A 23,183-nucleotide genomic window follows, 5' to 3' on the forward strand; every position below is an offset into this window, starting at 1 on the left:
GACGGCGGCCCGGGGGCGTGATGCTCCCGGGCCGCCGTCGTCGTCAAGGCAGCGGGATCAGCCCTCCGCGGCCGCCGCGGCGTCCAGGAGGCCGTCCGCGTACGCGTCCCAGGAGTGGCTCTGCGCGTGGCGCACGGCCGCGGTGGACATCGCGGCCCACGCGCCGCGGTCCCCGAGGATCCCCTCGAGCGCGTCCGCCCACGCCTCCGCGGTGTTCGGGGCCACGAGCCGGCCGGTCCGCCCGTCCTGCACCGCGTGGACGAGCCCGCCCACGCGGTGGGCCAGCACCGGGGTGCCGCACGCCTGCGCCTCGAGGGCCACGAGGCCGTAGGTCTCCGAACGGCTCGGCATCGCGACGACGTCCGCCGCGCGGAGCTGCTCGGCCAGCGCGGGCGCGGGCACCGGATCGGACACGGTGACGAGGTCCGCGACGTCGTGCCGGCGGGCCAGGGCGGCGAGGTCCAGGCCCTCTCCGCCGGAGGCGGCCCCGTTGAGGTGCAGCCGGATCCCGGGATCCGCACCGGCGCCGCCGCGCCGGCCCCGCAGGATGGCGAGGGCCTCGACGAGGATCTGCGGGCCCTTGTGCGCCTGCACGCGCCCCGCGAAGAGCACGCGCAGGGGAGCGGCCGCGTCGGCGCCGGCCGTGGCCCCGGACGACCCGGGCCAGCAGGACGCTCCCTCGGGCGTGAACGTCGCGGTGTCCACGGCGGGGGAGAGGACGCGCGTGCGCCGGCGGTCCACGCCGAGGACCTCACGCAGGTCGGCGGCCTCGGCGGGGGAGTTCACCACGAGGAGGTCGGCCTCCTCCACCACGCGCGCCTCGGCGGCGATCCGTTCGGCGGGCTCCTCGTGGCCCTCGTCCTGCAGCATCTTCACGGCCGCGGTGGTGTGCATGGTCTGCAGGTGAGGGGCATCCATCTCCTGCGCCAGGGCGTGGGCCGTGGGCGCGGAGAGCCAGTAGTGCCCGTGGACGAACCGCACGCGCTCGGCCTCCGCGAGCCCCTCGGCCTCGCGTGCTCCCCGCAGCCAGGCCAGCGCGGCCGCGGTGAACGCGTCCGTGTGCGCGGCGAGCTCGGCCTTGTCCAGGGGTCGGGCGGGGCCGGCGGCCAGCTCGACCACGAGGACGTCCGGTGTCGGTCCGCCCGCGGGCAGACGCGTGATCCGTGCGCCGCCGTCCACCGGCTCCTCCGCGCGGGTGAACAGGAGCATCCGCATCCCCTGCCGCGCGAGCGCGAGGGCGGCCTGCCGCACGTACACGTTCATGCCGCCGGCGTCCCCGCGGCCCGGCTGGGCCAGCGGCGAGGTGTGGTAGGCCACGCCGATCCCCACGGGCACAGAGGCCGTGAGCTCACGGTCCACCGCGTCGAAGAGGCGGGCCACCGACGGCAGGCCGGGCAGGTCCTCCGCGTGGAGCATCGCGCCCTCGGCGTCCCCGAGCGGCACGGTCCAGTTCGGGTACTGGTCCTGCATGGTCCCCGGCTGGTTCTGGATGCGGCGCTCCCCGACGGCGTCCACGAGGGCCACGCTCTGCAGCGCCGACGGCGCCTGGGCGAGCAGCCGGTGCAGGGCGATGACCTGGGACTGCCGCTCGCCCACGCCCGGGACCTCCTCGAGGAGGCCGCGGTCTCGTGCGGCCCGGAGGAATGCCTCCACCTCGGCGGCCGAGCGCTCCCGCTCCGCGGCCACGTCCCCCGTGAACAGGCCGAGCTCCTCGCGCAGGTCCAGGTGGACGCCCTCGAGGTAGCCGGCGGTCGGGGGGAGGTCGTGGGTGTTCACGGCGGCCAGGCACAGGCGCCGGTAGCGCTCCGGGGGGACCGGCACGCCGTCCTCCTGCTCGAACCAGAGGATGTTCGTGCCGAGCACGCCCGCCTCCGCGAGGCGCTTCTGCACCCACGGCTCGAACGTGCCGAGGTCCTCGCCGATCACCACGGCGCCGGCCCGCTGCGCCTCGAGGGTGAGGACGGCGAGCATGGCCTCGTGGTCGTACTCCACGTACGCGCCCTGCGTGGGGCCGGCGCCCTCCGGCACCCACCACAGGCGGAAGAGGCCGAGCACGTGGTCGATCCGCACGCCGCCGGCGTGGGCCATCACGGTGCGGAGCATGTCCCGGAACGCGGCGTAGCCGGTCTCGGCGAGCCGCCGGGGGTGCCACGGGTGCTGGGACCAGTCCTGGCCCAGCTGGTTGAAGACCTCCGGCGGGGCGCCCACGGACATCCCGGGCACGAGCACGTCCCCGAGCATCCACGCGTCCGCCGAGCCGCGCGTGGCGCCCACGGCCAGGTCCACCATCACGCCCATGCGCATGCCCGCGCCGAGCGCGCGGCGCTGGACGGCGGCCAGCTGCTCGTCCGCGATCCACTGGACCCAGCGGTGCAGGTCCAGCTCGTCCGCGTGCGTGCTGCGGAACGCGGCGGCGCGCTCGCCCTCCGGAGTCCAGTCGGCGTCCTGCGGGTCCGGGCCGGTCACGTCCGAGAGGCGCAGGGCGGACCAGAGGGCGAAGTCGTCCAGCCCCGCCCCCATCCGCGCGCGGAACGCGGCGAACGCCGCCTCCCGCTCGGCGGTGCGGGGCACGGAGTGCACGCGGCGCAGGGCGGGCCACAGGACCTCGGCGACGGCGGAACGATCGATGCGCCCCGTCTCCTCCAGTCGCTCCTGGACCCGACGGCCGGCGGCGCGCAGCTGCTCCTGCTCCGCGGCGGGCAGCCCGGCGAACTCCGGGATGTCCACCACGCGGATCAGCAGCGCGGTGAGGAAGCGGCGGGAGACGGGGGAGTAGGGGGAGTCCGCGGGCGTGGTGCCGGGGTCGACCGCGTGCAGCGGATGCAGGAGCAGGAAGTCGGCGCCGTGCTCGGCGGCCGTCTCCGCCACGGACGCGACGTCCTCGATGTCCCCGATGCCCCACGAGTGCTCCGAGGTCACGGAGTAGCCCTGGGCGGCCACGCCCCAGCCGCGCCGGGCCAGGAAGGGTGCGGCCGTGGTGAGGCGGTCCGGCGCGCAGACGAGGGTGGCCTCGGCGTGGTGGCCGGTGGCGCTGTCGAGCTCGAGGCGATGCCAGCCGAGGGGCAGGTCTGCGGGGACCTCCACGTGGCACCGCACGAGGTCCACGCCGTCCACGCGGCGGGGCTCGCCCAGCGGCCGGGTGACGGCGACGGGCACGGGCGCGCCCGCCTCCGTGACGACTCGGGCGCTCAGCCCCTCGACCACCGAGACGTGGGCGGGCACGGAGAGCCGGTGCCCCGCCCGCGTGACCACGGTGGGAGGCAGGACGTCCCGCCACGGTGCGAGCTCCGCGTCGTCGAGCGCCTCGGTGAGGGCGGCGACGGCGTCCGGGCGGACCGCCACCCCGAGGGCCGCGAGCACCTTCACGAGGGCGTCGTCCGGCACGGTCTGGTCCGAGCCGTCCTGTCCCGTGTATCGCCACTGCACCCCGTGGGCGCGGGCGAGTCGGCGCAGCAGCGTGCGGGCATCGTCGGCCATCGGAACCTCCGTGTCGTCCCTGTCAGGTGAGCGACGACGGCGGCGGGCCGTCGCGCACCTTCACTGTAGGGGGAAGGAGGGACGGGATGGCACGAAGGGCCCCGGTCTGTGACCGGGGCCCTTCGTCCGATGAGCTGTGCGCGAGGGGGGACTTGAACCCCCACGTCCTTTCGAACACAGCGACCTCAACGCTGCGCGTCTACCAATTCCGCCACTCGCGCTCATCCCGATCCGCCGGAGCGGACCGTTTCCTTCGCGTTCGGCCAGTCCCGGTTTTCACCGTTCCTCGCCGGAGCAACCCGAGAAGCGTACCACACCCCCGGAGGTAGGCTCAACTCCATGATCGATTCCCCCGCCGAGAAGCCCACCGCCCCCCGCACCGAGTCCCCCGCGGCCGACGTCGTCGAGATCTGCCGCGGCCTGATCCGCATCGACACCACCAACCGCGGCGGCAACGTGTCCGTGGGCGAGCCGGAGGCCGCCGCCTTCTGCGGGAGGCTCATGGAGCAGGCGGGGATGACCCCGCGGTTCTTCGAGTCCGCACCCGGGCGCGTCTCCGTCGTCGGGCACCTGCCGGGCTGGGACGCGGATGCCCCCGGCCTCGTGCTCCACGGCCACACCGACGTGGTGCCGGCCGAGGCCGCCGAGTGGAGCGTGGACCCCTTCGGCGCGGAGCTGAAGGACGGGATGGTCTGGGGCCGAGGCGCGGTGGACATGAAGGGGATGGACGCGATGATCCTCTCCGTCCTCCTGCACCTCGCCCGCACCGGCCGCCGCCCGCGCCGCCCGCTCACCGTCGCGTTCTTCGCGGACGAGGAGGCCGGCGGCGTGTACGGCGCGACGTGGATGGTGGAGCACCACCCGGAGGTCTTCGCGGGGTGCACGGACGCGATCAGCGAGGTGGGGGGCTTCTCCACCGAGGTGGCCGGCACCCGCGCCTACCTCGTGCAGACCGCGGAGAAGGGCCTGATGTGGCTCAACCTGCGGTCGGCCGGCGCTCCGGGCCACGGCTCCGCCCCGCACGAGGACAACGCGGTCACCCACCTGGCCGGCGCGCTCGAGCGGATCGGCCGCCACGAGTGGCCGCTGACCTACACGAAGACCACCCGTCAGCTGCTGGAGCAGGTGGCCGAGATCATGGGCGTCCCGTTCGACGAGACGGACCCCGCCCCGCAGCTCGAGGCCCTCGGCCAGGCCCGCACGTGGGTCACCGGCACGCTGCGCACCTCGTCCAACCCCACCGGCATGACCGCCGGGTACAAGCACAACGTGATCCCGTCCACGGCGACGGGCACGGTGGACGTGCGCCCCCTGCCGGGGGAGGAGGAGCAGACGCTCGCGACCCTCGCCGAGCTCGCCGGACCCCACGTGGAGTTCGAGCCGGAGCACCGGGACATCGGCCTCGAGGTCCCGTTCTCGGGCGACCTCGTGGAGCTCATGGTCGAGGCGCTGCGGCACGAGGACCCCGAGGCCGAGGTGCTGCCCTTCATGCTGGGCGGCGGCACGGACAACAAGTCGCTCTCCCGCCTGGGCATCACCGGCTACGGGTTCTCCCCGCTGCGCCTGCCCCCGGACCTCGCGTTCACCTCGCTCTTCCACGGCATCGACGAGCGCGTGCCGGTGGACGCGCTCGAGTTCGGCTGCCGCGTCCTCGCGCGCATGCTGGAGCCGCGCCCCTGACGGCGCGCCGCCCCGCGGACCGGGCCGCTCAGGCGAGGTCGAGCGTGGAGGCCACCCGGATGACGCGCCGGCGCAGCCAGTAGCGCCGGGCCCCGCCGCGGTAGTGCACCGCTCGCTGCAGCTCCCAGCGGCCGTACTCGGCGTGCTCCACGAGTCGGCGCCGCGCGTCGCCGAGGGACTCCTCGGGGGCCACGGTGAGGACGAGGTACTCCCACTTCTGGCCCTGGGCGACGGAGTCCAGGGTCGAGGACATCAGCTGCTCACGCACCCGGTCATCCTCGCAGACCGCCGCGGCCCCGCCGCGCGGGTGCGCGCACCTCTGGTCGCACCGCCCGTCCTCGGGTTACCGTTCAGCCATGAGCTCTGACGCCCGCCTGGCCCTGGAGGCCCTGACCACCGCCCTGAACGAACACCTCGTGGCCGCCCAGAACAAGCGCGGCGAGGACGACCCCACCGTGGAGGCGGCCTTCTTCGCCGTGGCGGACGCCTTCGAGAACTACGAGGACGCCCTCTACGCGGACACCGAAGAGGTCACCCCGCTGGACCTCTTCGACGACGACGAGGACGACGACCAGGACTGAGTCCTGGCGGCCCCTCACCGCCGCGAACCCCTGCACCGCCCCGGGAGACCTCCCTGGGCGGTGCAGTACAGTGACCCACCGTGACGTGGATCGAAGCAATCATTCTGGGCCTGGTGCAGGGCCTGACGGAGTTCCTGCCCATCTCCTCCTCGGCGCACATCCGCATCGTGGGGGAGTTCCTGCCCTCGGCGTCGGACCCCGGCGCGGCCTTCACCGCCATCACCCAGCTGGGCACCGAGCTGGCCGTGCTGATCTACTTCTGGAAGGACATCGTCCGGATCATCGGACGATGGTCCGGCTCGCTGACCGGCCGCGTGCCCCGCAGCGACCCGGATGCCCGCATGGGCTGGCTCATCATCCTCGGCTCGCTGCCCATCGCGATCCTCGGGCTGCTCCTGGAGAGCTGGATCGACACGGAGTTCCGCTCGCTGTGGATCACCGCCACCATGCTGATCGTGTTCGGCGTGCTGCTGGCGCTGGCCGACCGCCTCGGCCGTCAGACCACGCCCATCGAGCGGCTCACCGTCAAGGACGGCATCCTCTTCGGCTTCGCCCAGGCGCTCGCCCTCATCCCCGGCGTCTCGCGCTCGGGCGGCACCATCACCGCGGGCCTGGCCATGGGCTACACCCGCGAGGCCGCCACCCGCTACGCGTTCCTGCTGGCCGTCCCGGCCGTGTTCGCCTCCGGCCTCTACAAGCTGTTCTCCGCGCTCACGGAGCCCGGCCAGTCCGGTCCCTACGGCGGCGGGGAGACGCTGGTGGCCACCGTGATCGCGTTCGTGGTGGGCTACTCGGTGATCGCCTGGCTCATGAAGTTCATCTCCACCAACTCGTACATGCCGTTCGTGTGGTACCGCGTGGCCCTCGGCCTCGCCCTCTACGCGATGCTCGGCACCGGGCTGATCTCCGCCTGAGCCGCGCGCCCGCCCGTCGTCGCCGTCCCCGAGGAGCACCGTGAAGTCCTGGAGCACCCCCGCCCCGCCCGCCCTGCCCGCCCAGCCGGACCGACTGCGGGTCCTCGACACGGCCACGCAGGGCCTGCGCCACCCCGGCAACGACGCCGGGCACGCCTCCCTGTACGTGTGCGGCATCACCCCCTACGACGCCACGCACCTGGGCCACGCCACCACCTACGTCGCCTTCGACCTGCTGCAGCGGTACTGGCGCGCGTGCGGGATCGAGGTGGCCTACACGCAGAACGTGACCGACGTGGACGATCCGCTCCTCGAGCGCGCCGCCGCCACGGGCGTCGACTGGCGGGACCTCGCCCGTGAGCAGACGGACCTGTTCCGCGCGGACATGGCCGCGCTCAACGTCCTCGCGCCGGACCACTACGTGGGCGCCACCGAGGCGATCGACCTCGTGGTCGACGGCGTGACGGCCCTGCTCGACGCCGGCGTCGCCTACCGCGTTCCCGGGGTCGACGGCGGCCCGGACGGGGACGTGTACTTCGACGTCGAGGCGGCGCAGGCCGCGGGGGGCTGGACGCTGGGCTCCGTGAGCGCGATGACGCGGGCGCAGATGGACGAGGTCTTCCCCGAGCGCGGCGGCGACCCGGCCCGTCCCGGCAAGCGCCACCCCCTCGACCCCCTGCTGTGGCGTGTGCACCGCGCGGGCGAGCCCTCGTGGGAGGCCGACGCGCTCGGGGCCGGCCGGCCCGGCTGGCACATCGAGTGCTCCGTCATCGCGCGCGCCCACCTGCCCGCCCCGTTCACGGTCCAGGGCGGCGGCTCCGACCTGCGCTTCCCGCACCACGAGTTCTCCGCGGCCCACGCGACGGCGGCGGACGGCCAGCCCCTGGCGCACACCTACGTGCACTCGGGCATGGTGGCCCTCGACGGGCAGAAGATGTCCAAGTCCCTCGGCAACCTCGAGCTCGTCTCTCGACTGCGCGCCCGGGGGGTGGAGCCGGTCGCGATCCGCGCGGCGATCCTCTCGCAGCACTACCGCAGCGACTGGGAGTGGTCCGAGGACCTGCTCTCCGCCGCTCAGGAGCGCGTGGCCGCGTGGCGCGCCGCCCTCGACGGCCCCCACGCCGCGGCCGGGGCGGCGGTGCTGCAGGCCGCCCACGCCGCGCTGTCCGAGGACCTCGACGCGCCCGCCGCGCTCCGCGTGCTCGACGCGTGGGCGGACGGCTCCCTGCCCGGGCTCCGCGACGCCGGCGCCGCAGAGGACGCCCCCGCACCCCTCGACGTCGCCACGGTGGCCGACGCGCTCCTGGGCCTGCGCCTGCGTTGAGCCGCCGCGCTCAGCGGCCGTGCCGGCCGCGCAGGTAGCGCTCGAACTCCCGGGCGATCGCCTCGCCGGAGGCCTCCGGCAGCTCCTGGGCGTCCTGCGCCTGCTCGAGCTGGCGCACGTAGGCGGCGACGTCGGGGTCCTCGGCGGCGAGCTCGTCCACGCCGCGCTGCCACGCGTGGGCGTCGTCCTCCAGCTCGTGGGTGGACACGGTGACGTGGAGCAGGTCCTCGACGGCCTCCACGAGGCCCAGCAGCGTCTTGGGGGAGGGCGCCTGGGCCACGTAGTGCGGCACGGCGCCCCACAGCGCGAGGCTCGGCAACCCGCGGCGGGCCGCCTCGTCGCCGATCACGCCGACGATCCCCGTGGGCCCCTCATAGGTGGGCCGCTCCGCGCCGACGGCCACGCGCACGTCCACGAGCGGAGAGGTCGGGCGCGCCCGGAGCGGGCGCGTGTGGGGCACGTCCGCCAGCAGGGCGCCCAGGGTCACCACGGCGTCCACGCGCTCCCGCGCCGCCCACGCGAACAGCTCGGCCGTGAAGGCCCGCCAGCCCACGTTCGGCTCGACGCCGCTGGCCAGCAGGACGCGCACCCCGTCCGCGGGGGCCTCCTCCTCGGCCACGGGGCGCCCCGCGGCGTCGAGAGCCGCGACGTGCAGCCGGATCGCGGGCCACTCCAGGGTGCCGAGCCCGTCGGCGTCGCGCCGCACGTGGGGACGGGTCACCTGGTAGTCGTAGTACTCGCCCTCGCACACGCGTCCCAGCTCGGCGGCGTCCCACTGCTGCCGCAGCGCCTCCAGCGTGCCCGTCGCCGCCTCCCCGGCGTCGTTCCACCCCTGGAACGCCAGGAGCAGGACGGTGGGGGCGCGGCGCCCGGCCTCGAGCTCCTCCACCGTGGCGGTCAGGTGCGTGCGCAGGGCGCCGAGCGCGTCGTCCGGCTGGTCCTCGGCGGGGGCGGCGGGGGATTCGGTCATGACCGTCACCCTACGCACGGGAGCCGAGGGGGGTCACGGTTCGCCGCGCAGCGGCCCGAGGGGCGGCGCACGGCCCGTGCCCGCGGCCCGTCGACGCCCTCCAATAGGATGGACGCATGCCCGACGCCGCCCCCCTGCCTCCCCGCGAGACGCCCGCCGCCGTGCTGTGGGACATGGACGGCACCCTCGTGGACACCGAGCACCTGTGGAACGCCGCCCAGCGCCGCCTCATGACGGAGCACGGCGGCACGTGGTCGAACGAGCTCGCCGCCTCCCTCGTGGGCCGGCCCCTGGACGTGGGCGCCCGCCACCTGCAGGAGGCCGGGATCCGCCTCGGGGTCCCCGAGATCATCGAGCGGACCATGGCGGAGGTGGCGCGCGGCGTCGTCGAGCGGGTGCCGTGGCGGCCCGGCGCCCTCGAGCTGCTGCGCGAGCAGGCGGCCGCCGGCGTGCCCGGGGCGCTCGTGACCATGTCCCACGCGCCGCTGGCCCGCGTGCTGGCCGAGCGCGCTCCGGGCGGGGCGCTGGCCGTGGTGGTCGCCGGCGACCAGGTGACGCGGGGCAAGCCCGATCCCGAGGCCTACGCCCTGGCCCTCGCCCGCCTCGGGGAGCTGCGGCCCGGCCTCGTGGCCGCCGACTGCGTGGCGGTGGAGGACTCGCCCGTGGGCGTGGGAGCGGCCATGGCCGCCGGCCTGCCCACGGTGGGCGTGCCCAGCGTGCTCCCGCTGCCCCCCGGCGCCGCGACCGTGCAGTGGGACACCCTGGCCGGGCGGACGCTCGCCGACCTCGCGGCCGTCCGATCCGCGCGTCCAGGCGGAGCCGGATGACCCGCCGGCCCGGCCTGCCCATCGGCCGCGCGGCGGGCGCCCCGGTCTACCTCTCCTGGACGTGGGCCCTCGTGGCCGCGTTCGTGGTCCTCACCTTCGGGCCGCAGATCCAGCGCGCCCTGCCCCACCTCGGGGCGGGCGCCTACGCGGTGGCCCTCGGCTACGCCGTGCTGCTCGCGCTCTCCGTGCTGGCGCACGAGATCGCCCACGCCGTCGTCGGGCGGGCCTTCGGGGACCGCGCGGAGGAGATCGTGCTCACGCTGTGGGGCGGGCACACCCAGTTCCGCGGCCCGCAGGCCGGGCCGTGGGGGACGGTGGCCACCGCGATGGCCGGGCCCCTGGCCAACCTGGCGGTGGCCGGCCTTGCGTGGCTCGCCGCACTGACGCTGCCCACGGCCTCCGTGGCCGGGCTCCTCCTGGACATCACCGTGTGGGCCAACCTCCTGCTGGCCGCGTTCAACGCGCTGCCGGGCATGCCCCTGGACGGCGGCCGGCTCGTCGAGTCCGCCGTGTGGGCCTCCACCGGCTCCCGGGACCGCGGCCTCGTGGCGGCGGGCTGGTCCGGGCGCGCGATCGCTGTCCTGCTGGTGGGCGCCGCGCTCGCGGGCCCGCTGCTGCGCGGGCAGCGGTCCGACCTGCTGATGTCCTTCCTGCTCGCGTGGGTGGGCGTGATCCTGTGGCGGGGGGCCGGCGCGTCCGTCGAGCGCGGGCGGTGGGGCGGCCGCCTCGCCGTGCTCACGCTGGCCTCCCTCGAGATCCCCGCGGTGGCCGTCCCCGCCGAGGGCTCGGTGGCGCACGCGCTCCGGCTGGCCGACGGCGGCCGCCGGGCCGCCGTCGCCGTGGACGCCACCGGCACGCCCCGCGGCGTGCTCGACCTGACGGCCGTGGTGCACCGCCCGGCCGACGAGCTCGAGCGCACCCCCGTGAGCGCGGCATGCACCGCGCTCGCGCCCGGCGCCGTGGTGCGCCGCGCCGATCTCCCCGCCTCCGGCGCCGACCTCGTGGCCCGCCTCGGCGAGCCCGACCTCCCCGTGCGCGTGCTCACGGACGCCCGCGACGGCGTGGCCTCCGTGCTCCCGCGCGACACCCTCCTGGCCGCCGTCCACGCGACGCGGCACTCCACGGACGACCCCTCTGCGAAGGAGAACCGAGCATGACCGAACCCACCGGCGTGAGCAGTCGACGAGGCCCCCTGCGGGCCGGAGAGCGCGTGCAGATCAAGGACGCCAAGGGCCGCCTGAACACCATCACCCTGCTTCCGGGCGGGGAGTTCCACAGCTACCAGGGCGTGCTGCGGCACGACGAGCTGATCGGCGGCTCCGAGGGCGTGGTGGTGCCGAACTCCGCGGGGCAGGAGTACCAGGTGCTGCGCCCCCTCCTCAACGACTTCGTGCTCTCCATGCCGCGCGGGGCCACCGTGGTCTACCCCAAGGACGCCGGCCAGATCGTGCAGCAGGCGGACATCTTCCCGGGCGCGGTGGTGGTGGAGGCCGGCGTCGGCTCGGGCGCCCTCTCGTGCTCGCTGCTGCGCGCCGTCGGCGACGGCGGCCGGCTCCACTCCTATGAGCGGCGCGAGGAGTTCGCGGACATCGCGCGCGCCAACGTGGAGTCCTTCTTCGGCGCCGAGCACCCCGCGTGGTCGATCCACCTCGGCGACGCCCAGGAGGAGATGCTGCACGTCCACGAGCCCGGCTCGGTGGACCGCGTGGTCCTGGACATGCTCGCCCCGTGGGAGTGCCTCGACGCCGTGGCCACCGTGCTCGCCCCCGGCGGCGTGTGGCTGAACTACGTGGCCACCGCCACCCAGCTCTCCCGCGTGGCCGAGGCCATCCGCGACTCCGGGAAGTTCACCGAGGTGCAGGCCAACGAGACCCTCGTGCGCGGCTGGCACCTGGACGGGCTCGCCGTGCGCCCGGACCACCGCATGGTGGCCCACACGGGCTTCCTCCTCACCGCCCGTCGCCTCGCGACCGGGGAGGAGGCGCTGCTGCTGAAGAAGCGCTCCAAGGTGTCCGAGTTCAAGGCGGTGGACGTCGAGGCGTGGCAGCCCTCGGACGAGTCGCGCTGGACCCCGCAGGCCCTCGGCGAGCGGCCCGTGACGGACAAGAAGGCCCGCAAGGCCGCGAAGGAGGCGCGGCTCATGGCCCGCCGCGCCAAGGAGGCCCAGACCCCGGGCAGCGACCCGGACGCGTTCCCGGACCTGTCCACGGGGCAGGTGGCGCCGCCCGCGTCCACGCCGGCGCCGGACGCGGGAGGGCCGGAGGCGTGAGCGCGCTCTCCGCGGCCGACGACGGCCGCCGCCTCGCGGAGGCCCAGGAGCTGCTGCGCCAGTCCCAGGCCGAGGCGGAGCGCCTGCGGCACCAGCTGGACTCGGCGCAGCGCCACGCCGCGCAGCTGAGCGAGCGCCGCCGCGCCGCCCAGGCGCAGACCGACGCCGCGGCGCGCAACAACCGCCGCATGGTCGAGCTGCTCGAGGCCACGCGTGCGGAGATCACCACGCTCAAGGAGACCCTGGACGCCACGACGCACGCGCCCTTCACGTTCGCGACCCTCGAGGCCGTGCACGCCCCGCGCCCGCCCCACGCCGGCGTGGAGACCGGCGCGATCGTGCGCGGCGGCGCCGACGTGGTGCAGAACGGCCGCCGCCTGCGCGTCGCCGTCTCCCCGCTCCTGGACCCGGAGAGCCTGGCGCCCGGCTCCACCGTGCTGCTCGACGACTCCAGCACCGTGGTGGGCATCGGGCCGACCACGCACGCGGGCCAGCTGCTGCGCGTGAAGGAGGCGCTGCCGGACGGCGGGCTCGTGCTCGCCGGCGCGGCCGACGAGGAGCGCGTCGTCCGGCGCGCCCCCGCGCTCGAGGGCGTCGAGCTGCGCCACGGCGACGCCGTCGCCGTGGACGCCCGCCTCGAGTGGGCCCTGCGCGCGGTGCCGCTCTCCGACGTGGACGAGGTCCTGCTCGAGGAGGTGCCGGACACCTCGTTCGAGGACATCGGCGGCCTGGGCCCGCAGATCGAGCGGATCCGCGAGGCCGTGGAGATCCCGTTCCTGCACCCCGACCTCTACCGCGAGCACGGCCTGCGCGCGCCCAAGGGCATCCTGCTCTACGGCCCGCCCGGCACGGGCAAGACCATGCTGGCCAAGGCGGTCGCGCGCGCCCTCTCGGCACGCTCGGCGGACGGGGAGCGCTCCTACTTCCTCAACATCAAGGGGCCCGAGCTGCTGAACAAGTACGTGGGCGAGACCGAGCGGCAGATCCGCGTGATCTTCGACCGCGCCCGCCAGAAGGCGGCGGCGGGCTTCCCCGTGGTCGTGTTCTTCGACGAGATGGAGTCCCTGTTCCGCACGCGCGGCGCGGGCGTCTCCTCGGACGTGGAGACCACGATCGTCCCCCAGCTGCTCGCCGAGATCGACGGCGTGGAGTCCCTGGACAACGTGATCGTGATCGGCGCGTCCAACCGCGAGGACATGATCGACCCCGCCGTCCTGCGTCCCGGACGCCTCGACGTGAAGATCCGCGTCGACCGCCCGGACGCGCGCGGCGCCGTCGACATCATGGCGCGCCACCTCACGGACGACGTGCCGCTGCACCCGGAGGAGACGGCCGCCGCCGGGGACGCGGAGTCCGCCCGCGAGGAGCTCATCTCCGCCGCCGTCACGGCCCTCTACGAGCGCGGCCCCCGCACCGCGCTGGCCGAGCTCACGGACGCCTCTGGCGCGGTCACCGTGCTGCATCTGGCGGACCTGGTCTCGGGCGCCGTGGTCGCGGACGTGGTGGACCGCGCCAAGCGCCACGCGGTGCGGGACCTGCTGGGCGCGGACCAGGACCCCTCCGCGCGCGGCCTGCGCGCCGCACACCTGCTCGAGGCCGTCGACGGCGTGCTCGAGGACCAGACCGACCTGCTCTCCACGGCCGCGCCCGCCGAGTGGGCGCGCACCTCTGGCTGGCGGGGCCCGGCGCTGACCCGCCTGAGGATGCTGCGGGGGCCCGGGCGTGGGGCCGGCCCGGCGGGGGAGGCCGGGGCGTGAGCGGGCGGCAGGGCCCGGCGGGCCCCTCGACGTCGGCCGCGCCCGCGTTCGCGGGTCAGCGGCGGCTGTTCCCGGCGGACCTGGCGGCGCCCCCGCACCGCCGCGACGCCGCCGGGTGGGGCGTGCACCGCGTGATGGGCACGGAGACCGAGTTCGGCATCCACGCGCCGGCCAACCCCGGTGCGCACCACAGCGTGCTCTCCACCGAGCTGGTCAACGCGTACGCGGACCTGGCGACGCGGACGGGCTCGGCCGTGGCCGGCACAGAGTGGGACTACACGGGCGAATCGCCCCTGGTGGACGCGCGCGGCTGGCGCATGCCCCGCTCCGCCGCCCACCCCTCCCAGCTCACCGACCAGGCGCTCGTGGGCCCGGACGGCGAGCCCGTGCACCTGCTGCTCTCCACCGTGCTCACCAACGGCGCGCGGTGGTACGTGGACCACGCGCACCCCGAGTACTCCTCGCCCGAGACCACCTCGCCGCGCGCCGCCATGGTGTGGGACGCCGCGGGCGACCGGATCGCCCAGGCCGCCGCCGAGCACATCGGCGCCGGGGAGGGCCACCCCGAGGTGCTCGTGTACAAGAACAACGTGGACGGCAAGGGCCGCTCCTACGGCGCCCACGAGAACTACCTCGTGGCCCGGGCCCTGGACTTCGACGAGCTCGCCGCCGTGCTCCTCCCGTTCTTCGCCGCGCGCCAGGTGCTCGTGGGCGCCGGCCGCGTGGGCCTGGGGGAGGCGGGGGAGCAGCCCGGGTTCCAGCTCTCCCAGCGCGCGGACTACTTCGAGGAGCAGGTCGGGCTGGAGACCACCATCCACCGGCCCGTCGTCAACACGCGCGACGAGCCGCACGCCGTCCGCGACGCGTACCGGCGCCTGCACGTGATCATCGGCGACGCGACCCTGAGCCAGCACGCCACGTGGCTGCGGATGGGCATGACCGCCCTCGTGCTCGCGACGGCCGAGGCCGGGACCGCGCCGCGGCTCGTCCTCGACGACCCCGTGGCCGCGCTGCAGACCATCAGCCACGACCCCACGCTGACGGCCACCGTGCCGCTGCGGGAGTGGGCGGGGGACGGGGCCGTCGACGGCGGCGCGTGGGTCCGGCACGCGTGGACCGGCCTGCAGATCCTCGGGGCCTATCACCGCGCCGCGGAGGAGCACTGCGCCCGCTTCGGGGTGGACGACGCCGAGACCGCCGCGGTGCTCACCGCGTGGGGCGAGGACCTGAGCGACGCCGCGGCCGACCCGCTCTCCCTGGCCGACCGTGCCGACTGGGCCGCCAAGCTGCGCCTCCTGGAGGGCATGCGCGCCCGCTCCGGTGCCGACTGGACCGACCCGCGCCTGGCCATGGTGGACCTGCAGTACGCCGACCTGCGCCCCGCCAAGTCCCTGCACCGGCGCCTCGTCGCCGCCGGCGCACTGCGGGAGCTGGCCGACGAGGCCGAGGTGGCGGCCGCCGTCGTCGCCCCGCCGCGGAGCACCCGGGCGTGGACGCGCGGGAACCTGGTGCGCCACCACGCCACGCAGGTGGTCGGGGCGGCATGGGACTCCGTGCTGCTGCGGCCCGCGGAGGAGGGCCGGCTCCACCGCCTGCGCCTCGCGGAGCCGCTCGTGGGCGCCGCGGACGATCTCCCGGGATGGTGGGAGGACGCGGGATCGGGCGCGGCGCTCCTGCCCACCCCGGACGAGCTGGTCACGACGCTGGTGCCGCTCTTCGGGGAGTGAAGGACGCGCGGCCGCCCGTCACCGATTGACCCGACGGGGCGCCGCGAACACGCTGGAGTGCGTCCCGTCCCGTCCCGGGCGGACGGGCGACGGAGGTTCGCCGCCCGCCGCCGCACCGCCCCAGACCACCCGCGCCTCAGGAGGCCCCCATGTTCATCCCCCGCGTCGCCGACGGCGTGCACCTGCTCACCCACGCGAACGTCAACCTCTACCTCCTCGAGGACGAGGACGGGGTCACCGTGGTCGACGCCGGGCTGCCCAGCATGTGGCCCATGCTCCAGGACGCGCTCGAACAGCTCGGGCGCCGACCGGACGAGGTCCGAGCGCTCGTGCTCACCCACGGGCACTTCGACCACGTCGGCTTCGCCCGCCGCGCGCAGCGCGCCTGGGGGCTGCCCGTGCTGGTGCACGAGGGGGACCGGCGCCTGGCCGCCCACCCGTACCGCTACAAGCCCCAGAGCAGCCGCGTCCTCTACCCGCTCCTGCATCCCCGGTCCCTGCCGCTGATCGGCGGCATGGCGCTGGCCGGGGCCCTCCAGGTCCGGGGGGTGAAGGAGACCCGGACCCTCGCGGCCGGCGCCCCGGCCCCCGTGCCCGGGCGGCCGCACGTGATCCACACCCCCGGCCACACGGACGGCCACGTGATCCTGCACCTGCCCGACCGGGACGCCGTCATCAGTGCCGACGCCCTCGTGACACTGGACCCGTACACCGGGCGCACCGGACCGCAGATCGTCGCCCCGGCAGCCACGAAGGACACCGCCCAGGCGATGGCCTCCCTCGACGCGATCGCCTCCACGGGGGCGCACACGGTACTGCCCGGCCACGGCGGCCCGTGGCAGGGCGGGGCGGAGGCGGCCGTCGCCCACGCCCGCCGGGTCGGCGAGCACTGAGCCGCACCCGGCTCAGCCCGCGATCGACTCCCGGACCCGCGCCAGCATCGCGTCGGCGCGCTCGGTGAGCCGGTCCGCCCGGTCGATCTCGGCGCGCAGCTCGTCCGCGAGCGTCTCGTCCTTCAACGGGGACAGGTCCGTCAGCAGGGTGACCACCGCGGCGGTGAGCCCGGCGCGGGCGCACCCCAGCGCGGTGCCGACGTCGGAGAGGACGTGGGGGTTCGCGTCCGCGAGGACGCGCTCGGCGAGGTCGAGCGCGGCCGCGACGGCGTCGACGATGTCCCACGGGGGACGGACGGCCTCGGCGAGCGCGTCCTGGACGGCGGCCGATCGGTGCTCCTTCTGCTCGGGCGTGTCCTGGGGGAGCCCGTAGGCGTCGGCGACGGCCGCGAAGCCGCGCTCGTCCGCGTCCGAGAGGCGCAGGCAGGCGCCGATGACCTTCTCGCCCTCCGCCGCGAGATCCTCCCGCTCGGAGAAGCGGGCGGCCATGCAGATCAGTCCGACCCCCTCGGCGACGGCGAGCGCCCCGGTGGCGCCGCCGCCGGGGGTGGGCTCCCCGGAGGCCAGGCGGGTCAGGTAGTCCTCGATGCTCTCGTGGCGGATCATGCGGACATCCTCCCAGCCCGAGGGCGTTCAGCCCAGGGGTCGCTCCCACCCCTCGAGGGGGCCCGGGCGGACCGTGAAGAGCGGGTGGACGTCGGGGACCGCCACGTCCTCCCAGCGGGCGAGCCACTCGGGGCTGCGGGCGGCGAGCTTGGCCCGCAGGTGCTCCCACTCGTAGTCCCGCTGGCCGGCGGTCACGGGGACGGGCTCCACGGCGTCCGTCCCCGGATGGTCGATCCGGGAGCGGTCGAAGCGGTAGCCGCGCGCGGTGGCCTCGTCCGCGAGGCCGGTGAGATACGCCCCGACGGCGCGGTGCGGGTCGGGATGCGCGCGGAACCGCTCGAGCTGGGGATGGTGCTGGTAGCCCTTCGTCCGTCCGGCCAGCACGGCCTGGGCGAGCAGCGCCTCGCGCCACCCGCCGGTCAGGCCCTGACGGTCGAGGTAGCGGGGGTGCAGGGTCCAGAGGCGCATGGCGACCATCCTGACACCCCGCGCCGTCCGGCGTAGGGTCGAGGGCGAATCCCGTCCCCGCATCGAGGAGCACCGACCATGGCCCAGGACAAGGCCCAGCACCAGACCGGCCCCCGCCCCGCCGGCGACGACGACGCGGCCGCCTCGGCCGGCCAGGCGCAGGCCCGCCCCGCGTCCCAGGACGCCGGCCTGGACAGCCTCCTCGACGAGATCGACGCCGTCCTCGAGTCCAACGCCGAGGAGTTCGTCAAGGGCTTCGTCCAGAAGGGCGGCCAGTGATCGGCGTCGCTCCCGCGGACGCGGAGCGCTCCCGCCGCATCTTCGGCCTCGAGACCGAGTACGGCGTGCAGCACTGGAACCCCGGCGCCCGGCCCCTGAGCGCGGAGGAGGTGGTCCGCTACCTCTTCCGCCCCGTGGTGGAGTGGGGCCGGTCCTCGAACGTCTTCGTCCGCAACGGCTCCCGCCTCTACCTCGACGTCGGCTCGCACCCCGAGTACGCCACCGCGGAGTGCTCCACGCTCGAGGAGCTGATCGCCTCCGACGCCGCGGGTGACCTGATCCTCCAGGACCTCATCGCCCAGGCTGAAGACCACATGGCCGCGGACGGCATCGGCGGGCGCATCTACCTGTACCGCAACAACGCCGACTCCTCGGGCAGCTCCTACGGCAGCCACGAGAACTACCTGCTCCGCCGGCGCACCGAGTACCGCCGCCTCACCGAGGCGCTCGTGCCCTTCCTCGTCTCCCGCCAGATCCTGGTGGGCGCCGGCCGTGTGGTCCCCGCCGGCACGTGGCCGGAGGGCTCGGGCACGGCGCACTTCGCCTTCTCCCAGCGCGCCGACTTCGTGCAGGACGGGGTCTCCTCCTCCACCACCCGCTCCCGTCCCATCATCAACACCCGGGACGAGCCGCACGCCGACGCCTCCGAGTACCGCCGCCTCCACGTGATCGTGGGGGACACCAGCCTCTCCGAGCACACCCACCTGCTGCGCTTCGGCGCCACGGACCTCCTGCTGCGGATGATCGAGGCCGGCTTCCCGCTGGGGGACAGGGTGGTGGCCCAGCCCACGAGGGCGGTCCGCCAGATCTCACACGACCTCACGGGCACCGCGCGCATCGCTCTGCGCGAGGGCGACGCCTCGGCCCTCGAGCTGCAGGAGCACTACCTCGGGCGCGCCCGGGCGTTCGTGGACCGCGAGGGCGCCCACCACGAGCGGGTGGAGGAGATCCTCGAGCTGTGGGGCGCGGTGCTCGAGGCCGTGCGCAGCCAGGACTTCACCCCCATCGAGGACCGCATCGACTGGGCGATCAAGCGGCGCGTGCTCGAGGACTACCGCGCCCGGCACGACCTCGCGTGGGACTCCCCGCGCGTGGCCCAGCTGGACCTGGCCTTCCACGACATCACGGAGGGCCGCGGCCTGTTCCGCATCCTGCGCGAGCGCGGCACGGTGCGTCGCCTGCTGCCCGAGGACGCCGCGCGCGACGCCGTCGGCGCCGCCCCGCCGACCACGCGTGCCCGCGTGCGCGCGGACTTCATCGCGCGTGCCCGCGAGCGCGGCATGGACTACGCCGTGGACTGGACCACGCTGAAGCTCACCGACCACCCGCTGCACGCCATCTCGGCGAAGGACCCGTTCGAGACCTCCTCGGCCGCGGTCGACCGGCTCTTCGAGCGGGTGGGGGCGGCGGGCTGACCGGATTCCCCAGCCACCGCCGCTAGGGTGGCCCGCATGACCACCCACGAGAACCCCATCCCGGGCGCGTCCCGTCGTCGGCGTCCGCTGACCCTGCTGTCCCTCGGCCTCGCCTCCCTCCTGCTCGCCACAGGGTGTGCCGGCGGGCAGGACGCCGGCGAGGAGCCCGAGCCCTCGGCGCAGTCCTCGCAGAGCACCACGCAGCAGGCAGGCGAGTCCGAGGCGCCGCGCAAGGCCGCCGGCGAGGGCCAGGGCGAGCCCGGCGCGCTCGAGGGCGTGCACGTCACCGAGGCGGAGAACGGCGAGCCCGAGGTGAGGATCGAGACGCCGATCGAGACCGACCAGCCGAGCACGCGGGTCCTCACGGCCGGTGAGGGCGAGCTGGCCCGGTCGGGCGACGTCGTGAAGTTCTCCACGGTGATCGTGGACCCGGCCACGGGCGAGGTGGAGGCCGAGAACTTCTCCTCGGAGCCACAGACCGCGCCGCTGGACGACCGGGTCCAGCAGATGTTCCCCGAGATGTTCGAGCTGTTCGCCACCAACGGCGTGGGCAGCGTCGTCGCGGCCTACTCGCCCGAGCGTCAGGAGCCCACCGGCCCGGCCCCGTCCGCGTCCTCATCCGCGTCTTCCTCCCCGTCCGCCTCGCCCTCCACGACCACGGTGCCGGCCCAGCTGTTCGTCTACAAGATCGACGCGATCGTGCCGCGCACGGCCCAGGGGGCCGAGGTCACGGAGCGCGACGATCGCCTGCCCGAGGTCAGCGTGGGCGAGGACGGCACGCCCACGATCGCCAAGCCCGAGGGCAGCCCTCCGGCGGAGATGGTGGTCCAGCCCCTCATCCAGGGCGAGGGCGCCGAGGTCGGGGAGGACGACACGGTCACCGTGCAGTACAGCGGCGTGACGTGGTCCGACGGGGAGACCTTCGACTCCTCGTGGGAGAGTGGCGCGTCGGCCACGTTCAGCCTCAACGGCGTGATCCCGGGTTGGAAGGAGGGCCTGGCCGGGCAGAAGGTCGGGTCGCGCGTCCTGCTGTCCATCCCTGCGGACAAGGCCTACGGTGAGCAGGGCAGTCCGCCGAAGATCGGCCCGAACGAGCCGCTGCTCTTCGTGGTGGACATCCTCGACGCCCAGGCTCCGGCCGCCCCGCAGAACTGACCCCCCCCATCCCCGACCCCAAGGAGAACGCCGTGTCCTTCGGCCAGCGTGACTACGACCGCGACCGCCCCGAGATCGAGTTCCCGGGCGACATCCCGCCCACCGAGCTCGTGGTGGAGGACCTCATCCCCGGTTCCGGCCCCGCGGTGGAGCGCGGATCCCGCGTCCAGGTGCACTACGTGGGCGTCTCGTGGTCCACGGGCGAGGAGTTCGACGCCTCGTGGAACCGCGGCACTCCGCTGCCGCTGACCGTGGGCGTCGGCCAGGTCATCGCCGGGTGGGACCAGGGCCTGCTCGGCATGCAGGTGGGCGGTCGCCGTCGCCTCGAGATCCCGCCGCACCTGGCCTACGGGTCCCAGGGGGCCGGGGGCGCCATCGGCCCGGACGAGACCCTCATCTTCGTGTGCGACCTGGTCTCGATCGACTGACCCGATCCTGACGCCGTGGCCGCCTCCCTCGCCCGCCGCTCCACCGCCGAGCCCGCCGAGCGGATCATCTCCCTGCTGTGGCTGCTCCTCCACGAGCCCCGCGGCTACACGCGGGAGCAGATCCGTCGCCTCGTGGTCGGCTACGAGGACCTGGGCGAGGGGGCGTTCGCCAAGCTGTTCCAGCGAGACCGCCGCGTGCTGCGCGCCGTGGGGGTCCCGCTGCTGCGTGCCGCCCGGGCCGACGACGGCGGCGAGGACGCGGAGGAGGGATCGCGGTACCGCGTGGACCGCGAGGCGCTCCTGCTGCGCGACCTCGACCTGACGGTGGACGAGCGCCGGGCGCTCGTGCGGGCCCGCCGGCTGTGGGCGGACTCCCCGCTGCGCGCGGACGTGGTGCGCGCCGTCGGGCTGCTCTTCCATCCGGCCGACCTGGCCGACGACGACGCCCTCGCCGGCTACCACACCGTGATGCCGCGGTCGGATCCGCGGCTCGAGGTGCTCACCGAGGCCGCGGCCGAGCAGAGCACGGTGCGCTTCGCGTACCGCGACGCCGCGGGGGCGCTGCGAGAGCGGACCGTGCGCGTCTGGTTCCTCACCCTCGTGCGGGGGCGCTGGTACGCCACGGGATGGGACCTGGACCGCGGCGCCGAGCGCAGCTTCCGCCTCACCCGCATGGAGACCGATCCGGTGCTCGCCGAGCACGCCCCCGAGGCCCCCGCGCGTCCCGAGGGCTATGACGCCGCCGGCCTGCGCGTGCGCCTGGCCGGGCAGGCCGACGCCGAGCGCGTGCGGGTGTGGCTCGCGCCGGGACGCGGCCAGGCGGTGCGGGTGGCCGGGCGCGCCGTGGACCCGCGGGCGGACGACGGCCCCCCGCCGGCGGCGGGGTGGGAGCTGTGGGAGGCCGCCGGCGGCGCTCGTGAGGACGGGCTCGGTGCCGAGGTGGCCGCCCTCCTGGGGGAGGCTCTCTTCTCCCCGGCCCATGCGGGCCTCGTCCACCGTCTCGCCGAGGACCTCGAGGCCGCCGCCGCCGTGCACGCGCCAGAGCCGGATCCCGCGTGGGAGTCCCTGTCGCTGGCCCCGCCCGTGCGCCGCCGCGCCCGACACTCGAGCGAGGACCTCGTGGGCCGGCTCCTGGACATCGTGGGGCTGGCCAACCGCGCCGGAGGCGTGGAGCGTGCCGAGCTGCTGGACCGCCTCGGCGTCACGTCCCGGGAGCTGGACCGCGACCTCGCGCTCCTCGCGTACTGCGGCATGCCCGAGCGCGAGTTCCCCGGCTTCCAGTTCGACGTGGAGGAGGAGGGCGGCCGGATCCGCGTCCACCAGGCGGCCGAGCTCGCCGCCCCGGTGCGGCTCACCCTGCCGGAGGCGCACACCCTCGTGGCCACCCTCCAGACCGTGGCGGACATGACCGTGCTGCCCGCCGCGGACCGGGAGGCCGCCCGCTCGGCGCAGCGCCGGATCCGCGAACGGCTGATCGCCGCGGGGGAGCCCCTGGCCGAGGACCCGGAGAGCGCCGCCCTCCTCGACGCCCCCACACCGGGCGCGGCGGGCCCGGCCGCCGTCGTCGCGCACTGGGACGTGGCGGTGGACCCGGAGACGGTGCGCACGCTCCTGGACGCGATCGCGGAGCACCGCGTGCTGCGGCTGCGCTACCACGCGGTGCGCTCGGACACCCAGTCCGAGCGGGACGTGGAGCCGCTCGCCGTGGTCCAGGACCGCACCCGGCTCTACCTGCACGCGTGGTGCCGCGAGGCCGGCGACCACCGGGTCTTCCGCGTGGACCGCGTGAGCGAGATCCGGGAGACCGGCGAGAGGTTCCGGCCCCGCCCGCGCCCCGCTGCCTCCCACGCTCCCTCCGACGCCGGCGACGAGGGGCTCGTCGCGGTGGTGCGGTGGTCCCACCGCGTGCGCGACGCCGCGGACGGCTACCACCCCCTCGCGCAGGCCCACCTGCCCGGCGGGGACCGTGTCACCCGGCTCGCGCTGACCGGCGCGGACGTCGCCGCGGCGCTCGTGGCCCGGCACGGCGGCGACGTCGAGGTGCTCGCCCCGGCGGCGCTGCGCGCGGAGGTCGCGGAGCGGGCCGGGAGGGCCGCTCGACGGGCCCGCACCGGGGTAGCCTAGGCGCAGGAACCGATCGAAAGGACCCTCCACCATGGCCGGACTCCAGGGATGGCAGCTCGTCATCATCATCCTGATCGCGCTGCTGCTGTTCGCTGCGCCCAAGCTCCCCACGATGGCCCGCAACCTGGGCCAGTCCATGCGCATCTTCTCCTCCGAGGTGAAGCAGATGCGCACCGAGGGCAAGGAGGAGGAGCCGAACAACGGCTCCACCGCCGCGGACGCCACGGAGCCGGTCGAGGGCCGCGTCGTGGACCCGGACCCCCGCCCGCGCGACGACCGCTGATCCGCG

General features: G+C 75.4%; 21 protein-coding genes and 1 tRNA gene. 16 read left to right on the forward strand and 6 right to left on the reverse strand.

Features of this window, described 5'->3' with window-relative positions; all coding sequences use genetic code 11:
• Nucleotides 1–57: 57 nt before the first annotated feature.
• Together malQ and AAG742_RS06120 are read right to left on the reverse strand one after the other, a co-directional pair.
• A complete protein-coding gene (gene malQ, locus AAG742_RS06115; protein WP_298710929.1) occupies nucleotides 58–3,477 on the reverse strand; it encodes a 4-alpha-glucanotransferase in 3,420 nt (1,139 codons plus the stop codon).
• A 137-nt stretch (nucleotides 3,478–3,614) separates the two neighbouring features.
• Nucleotides 3,615–3,698, reverse strand: a tRNA-Leu gene (locus tag AAG742_RS06120).
• A 118-nt stretch (nucleotides 3,699–3,816) separates the two neighbouring features.
• On the opposite strand from AAG742_RS06120, the gene AAG742_RS06125 reads away from it, so the two are divergent.
• Entirely contained in the window at nucleotides 3,817–5,157 is a 1,341-nt protein-coding gene (locus AAG742_RS06125; protein WP_298710932.1) for a M20/M25/M40 family metallo-hydrolase, read from the forward strand.
• A 28-nt stretch (nucleotides 5,158–5,185) separates the two neighbouring features.
• Here AAG742_RS06125 and AAG742_RS06130 read toward each other — a convergent pair whose 3' ends face one another.
• The gene (locus tag AAG742_RS06130) at nucleotides 5,186–5,425 is read right to left on the reverse strand and encodes a DUF5703 family protein (RefSeq protein ID WP_298710935.1); all 240 of its coding nucleotides are present in this window, start codon (nucleotides 5,423–5,425) and stop codon (nucleotides 5,186–5,188) included.
• Nucleotides 5,426–5,513: 88 nt separating this feature from the next.
• Here AAG742_RS06130 and AAG742_RS06135 point away from each other — a divergent pair, with 88 nt between their 5' ends.
• The 3 genes from AAG742_RS06135 (at nucleotide 5,514) to mshC (ending at nucleotide 7,976) form a co-directional block, all read left to right on the forward strand.
• Nucleotides 5,514–5,738, forward strand: a complete 225-nt coding sequence (locus AAG742_RS06135) for a hypothetical protein (RefSeq protein WP_248115527.1) — start codon at nucleotides 5,514–5,516, stop codon at nucleotides 5,736–5,738.
• An 80-nt stretch (nucleotides 5,739–5,818) separates the two neighbouring features.
• Nucleotides 5,819–6,652 (forward strand): undecaprenyl-diphosphate phosphatase, encoded by an 834-nt coding sequence (locus AAG742_RS06140; protein WP_298710938.1) that lies wholly within the window; start codon nucleotides 5,819–5,821, stop codon nucleotides 6,650–6,652.
• Nucleotides 6,653–6,692: 40 nt separating this feature from the next.
• On the forward strand, nucleotides 6,693–7,976 hold the full coding sequence (gene mshC, locus AAG742_RS06145) for a cysteine--1-D-myo-inosityl 2-amino-2-deoxy-alpha-D-glucopyranoside ligase (protein WP_298710941.1): 1,284 nt from the start codon (nucleotides 6,693–6,695) through the stop codon (nucleotides 7,974–7,976).
• Nucleotides 7,977–7,986: 10 nt separating this feature from the next.
• On the opposite strand, the gene AAG742_RS06150 is transcribed toward mshC, so the two are convergent.
• The gene (locus AAG742_RS06150) at nucleotides 7,987–8,946 is read right to left on the reverse strand and encodes a PAC2 family protein (RefSeq protein WP_298710944.1); all 960 of its coding nucleotides are present in this window, start codon (nucleotides 8,944–8,946) and stop codon (nucleotides 7,987–7,989) included.
• A gap of 116 nt (nucleotides 8,947–9,062) precedes the next feature.
• Here AAG742_RS06150 and AAG742_RS06155 point away from each other — a divergent pair, with 116 nt between their 5' ends.
• The 6 genes from AAG742_RS06155 to AAG742_RS06180 all read left to right on the forward strand — a co-directional run bounded on the left by AAG742_RS06155 (nucleotide 9,063) and on the right by AAG742_RS06180 (nucleotide 16,419).
• Nucleotides 9,063–9,773, forward strand: coding sequence for an HAD family phosphatase (locus AAG742_RS06155; RefSeq protein ID WP_248115531.1), 711 nt, complete (start codon nucleotides 9,063–9,065; stop codon nucleotides 9,771–9,773).
• Nucleotides 9,770–10,930, forward strand: a complete 1,161-nt coding sequence (locus AAG742_RS06160; protein WP_298710947.1) for a site-2 protease family protein — start codon at nucleotides 9,770–9,772, stop codon at nucleotides 10,928–10,930. Before AAG742_RS06155 ends, AAG742_RS06160 begins: the two co-directional genes overlap by 4 nt.
• A complete protein-coding gene (locus AAG742_RS06165) occupies nucleotides 10,927–12,042 on the forward strand; it encodes a tRNA (adenine-N1)-methyltransferase (RefSeq protein WP_298710949.1) in 1,116 nt (371 codons plus the stop codon). Before AAG742_RS06160 ends, AAG742_RS06165 begins: the two co-directional genes overlap by 4 nt.
• The gene (gene arc / locus AAG742_RS06170) at nucleotides 12,039–13,799 is read left to right on the forward strand and encodes a proteasome ATPase (protein WP_298710952.1); all 1,761 of its coding nucleotides are present in this window, start codon (nucleotides 12,039–12,041) and stop codon (nucleotides 13,797–13,799) included. The genes AAG742_RS06165 and arc overlap by 4 nt, the downstream gene beginning before the upstream one ends.
• The gene (gene dop, locus AAG742_RS06175; RefSeq protein ID WP_298710955.1) at nucleotides 13,796–15,526 is read left to right on the forward strand and encodes a depupylase/deamidase Dop; all 1,731 of its coding nucleotides are present in this window, start codon (nucleotides 13,796–13,798) and stop codon (nucleotides 15,524–15,526) included. Before arc ends, dop begins: the two co-directional genes overlap by 4 nt.
• A gap of 149 nt (nucleotides 15,527–15,675) precedes the next feature.
• Nucleotides 15,676–16,419, forward strand: coding sequence for an MBL fold metallo-hydrolase (locus AAG742_RS06180; RefSeq protein ID WP_298710958.1), 744 nt, complete (start codon nucleotides 15,676–15,678; stop codon nucleotides 16,417–16,419).
• Between the two features lie 12 nt (nucleotides 16,420–16,431).
• Here the strand turns inward: AAG742_RS06180 and AAG742_RS06185 are convergent, their stop codons facing one another.
• The gene (locus tag AAG742_RS06185; RefSeq protein WP_298710960.1) at nucleotides 16,432–17,025 is read right to left on the reverse strand and encodes a cyclodeaminase/cyclohydrolase family protein; all 594 of its coding nucleotides are present in this window, start codon (nucleotides 17,023–17,025) and stop codon (nucleotides 16,432–16,434) included.
• Between the two features lie 27 nt (nucleotides 17,026–17,052).
• On the reverse strand, nucleotides 17,053–17,493 hold the full coding sequence (locus tag AAG742_RS06190; RefSeq protein ID WP_298710963.1) for a pyrimidine dimer DNA glycosylase/endonuclease V: 441 nt from the start codon (nucleotides 17,491–17,493) through the stop codon (nucleotides 17,053–17,055).
• 78 nt (nucleotides 17,494–17,571) lie between these two features.
• On the opposite strand from AAG742_RS06190, the gene AAG742_RS06195 reads away from it, so the two are divergent.
• Genes AAG742_RS06195 through AAG742_RS06220 form a run of 6 tightly spaced genes read left to right on the forward strand, consistent with a single transcriptional unit; the run spans nucleotide 17,572 to nucleotide 23,177 of the window.
• The gene (locus AAG742_RS06195; protein ID WP_248115539.1) at nucleotides 17,572–17,772 is read left to right on the forward strand and encodes a ubiquitin-like protein Pup; all 201 of its coding nucleotides are present in this window, start codon (nucleotides 17,572–17,574) and stop codon (nucleotides 17,770–17,772) included.
• Nucleotides 17,772–19,187 (forward strand): Pup--protein ligase, encoded by a 1,416-nt coding sequence (pafA, locus tag AAG742_RS06200; RefSeq protein WP_248115684.1) that lies wholly within the window; start codon nucleotides 17,772–17,774, stop codon nucleotides 19,185–19,187. The genes AAG742_RS06195 and pafA overlap by 1 nt, the downstream gene beginning before the upstream one ends.
• Before the next feature lie 36 nt (nucleotides 19,188–19,223).
• Nucleotides 19,224–20,342: an FKBP-type peptidyl-prolyl cis-trans isomerase gene (locus AAG742_RS06205; protein WP_248115540.1), complete on the forward strand. Its 1,119-nt coding sequence runs from the start codon at nucleotides 19,224–19,226 to the stop codon at nucleotides 20,340–20,342.
• A 32-nt stretch (nucleotides 20,343–20,374) separates the two neighbouring features.
• Entirely contained in the window at nucleotides 20,375–20,770 is a 396-nt protein-coding gene (locus AAG742_RS06210; protein ID WP_298710966.1) for an FKBP-type peptidyl-prolyl cis-trans isomerase, read from the forward strand.
• Between the two features lie 15 nt (nucleotides 20,771–20,785).
• Nucleotides 20,786–22,894 (forward strand): WYL domain-containing protein, encoded by a 2,109-nt coding sequence (locus AAG742_RS06215; protein ID WP_298710970.1) that lies wholly within the window; start codon nucleotides 20,786–20,788, stop codon nucleotides 22,892–22,894.
• A 31-nt stretch (nucleotides 22,895–22,925) separates the two neighbouring features.
• A complete protein-coding gene (locus AAG742_RS06220; protein WP_343281947.1) occupies nucleotides 22,926–23,177 on the forward strand; it encodes a twin-arginine translocase TatA/TatE family subunit in 252 nt (83 codons plus the stop codon).
• Nucleotides 23,178–23,183 lie beyond the last annotated feature (6 nt).

The organism is Micrococcus sp. 2A, assembly GCF_039519235.1.
Taxonomy (GTDB): Bacteria; Actinomycetota; Actinomycetes; order Actinomycetales; family Micrococcaceae; genus Micrococcus.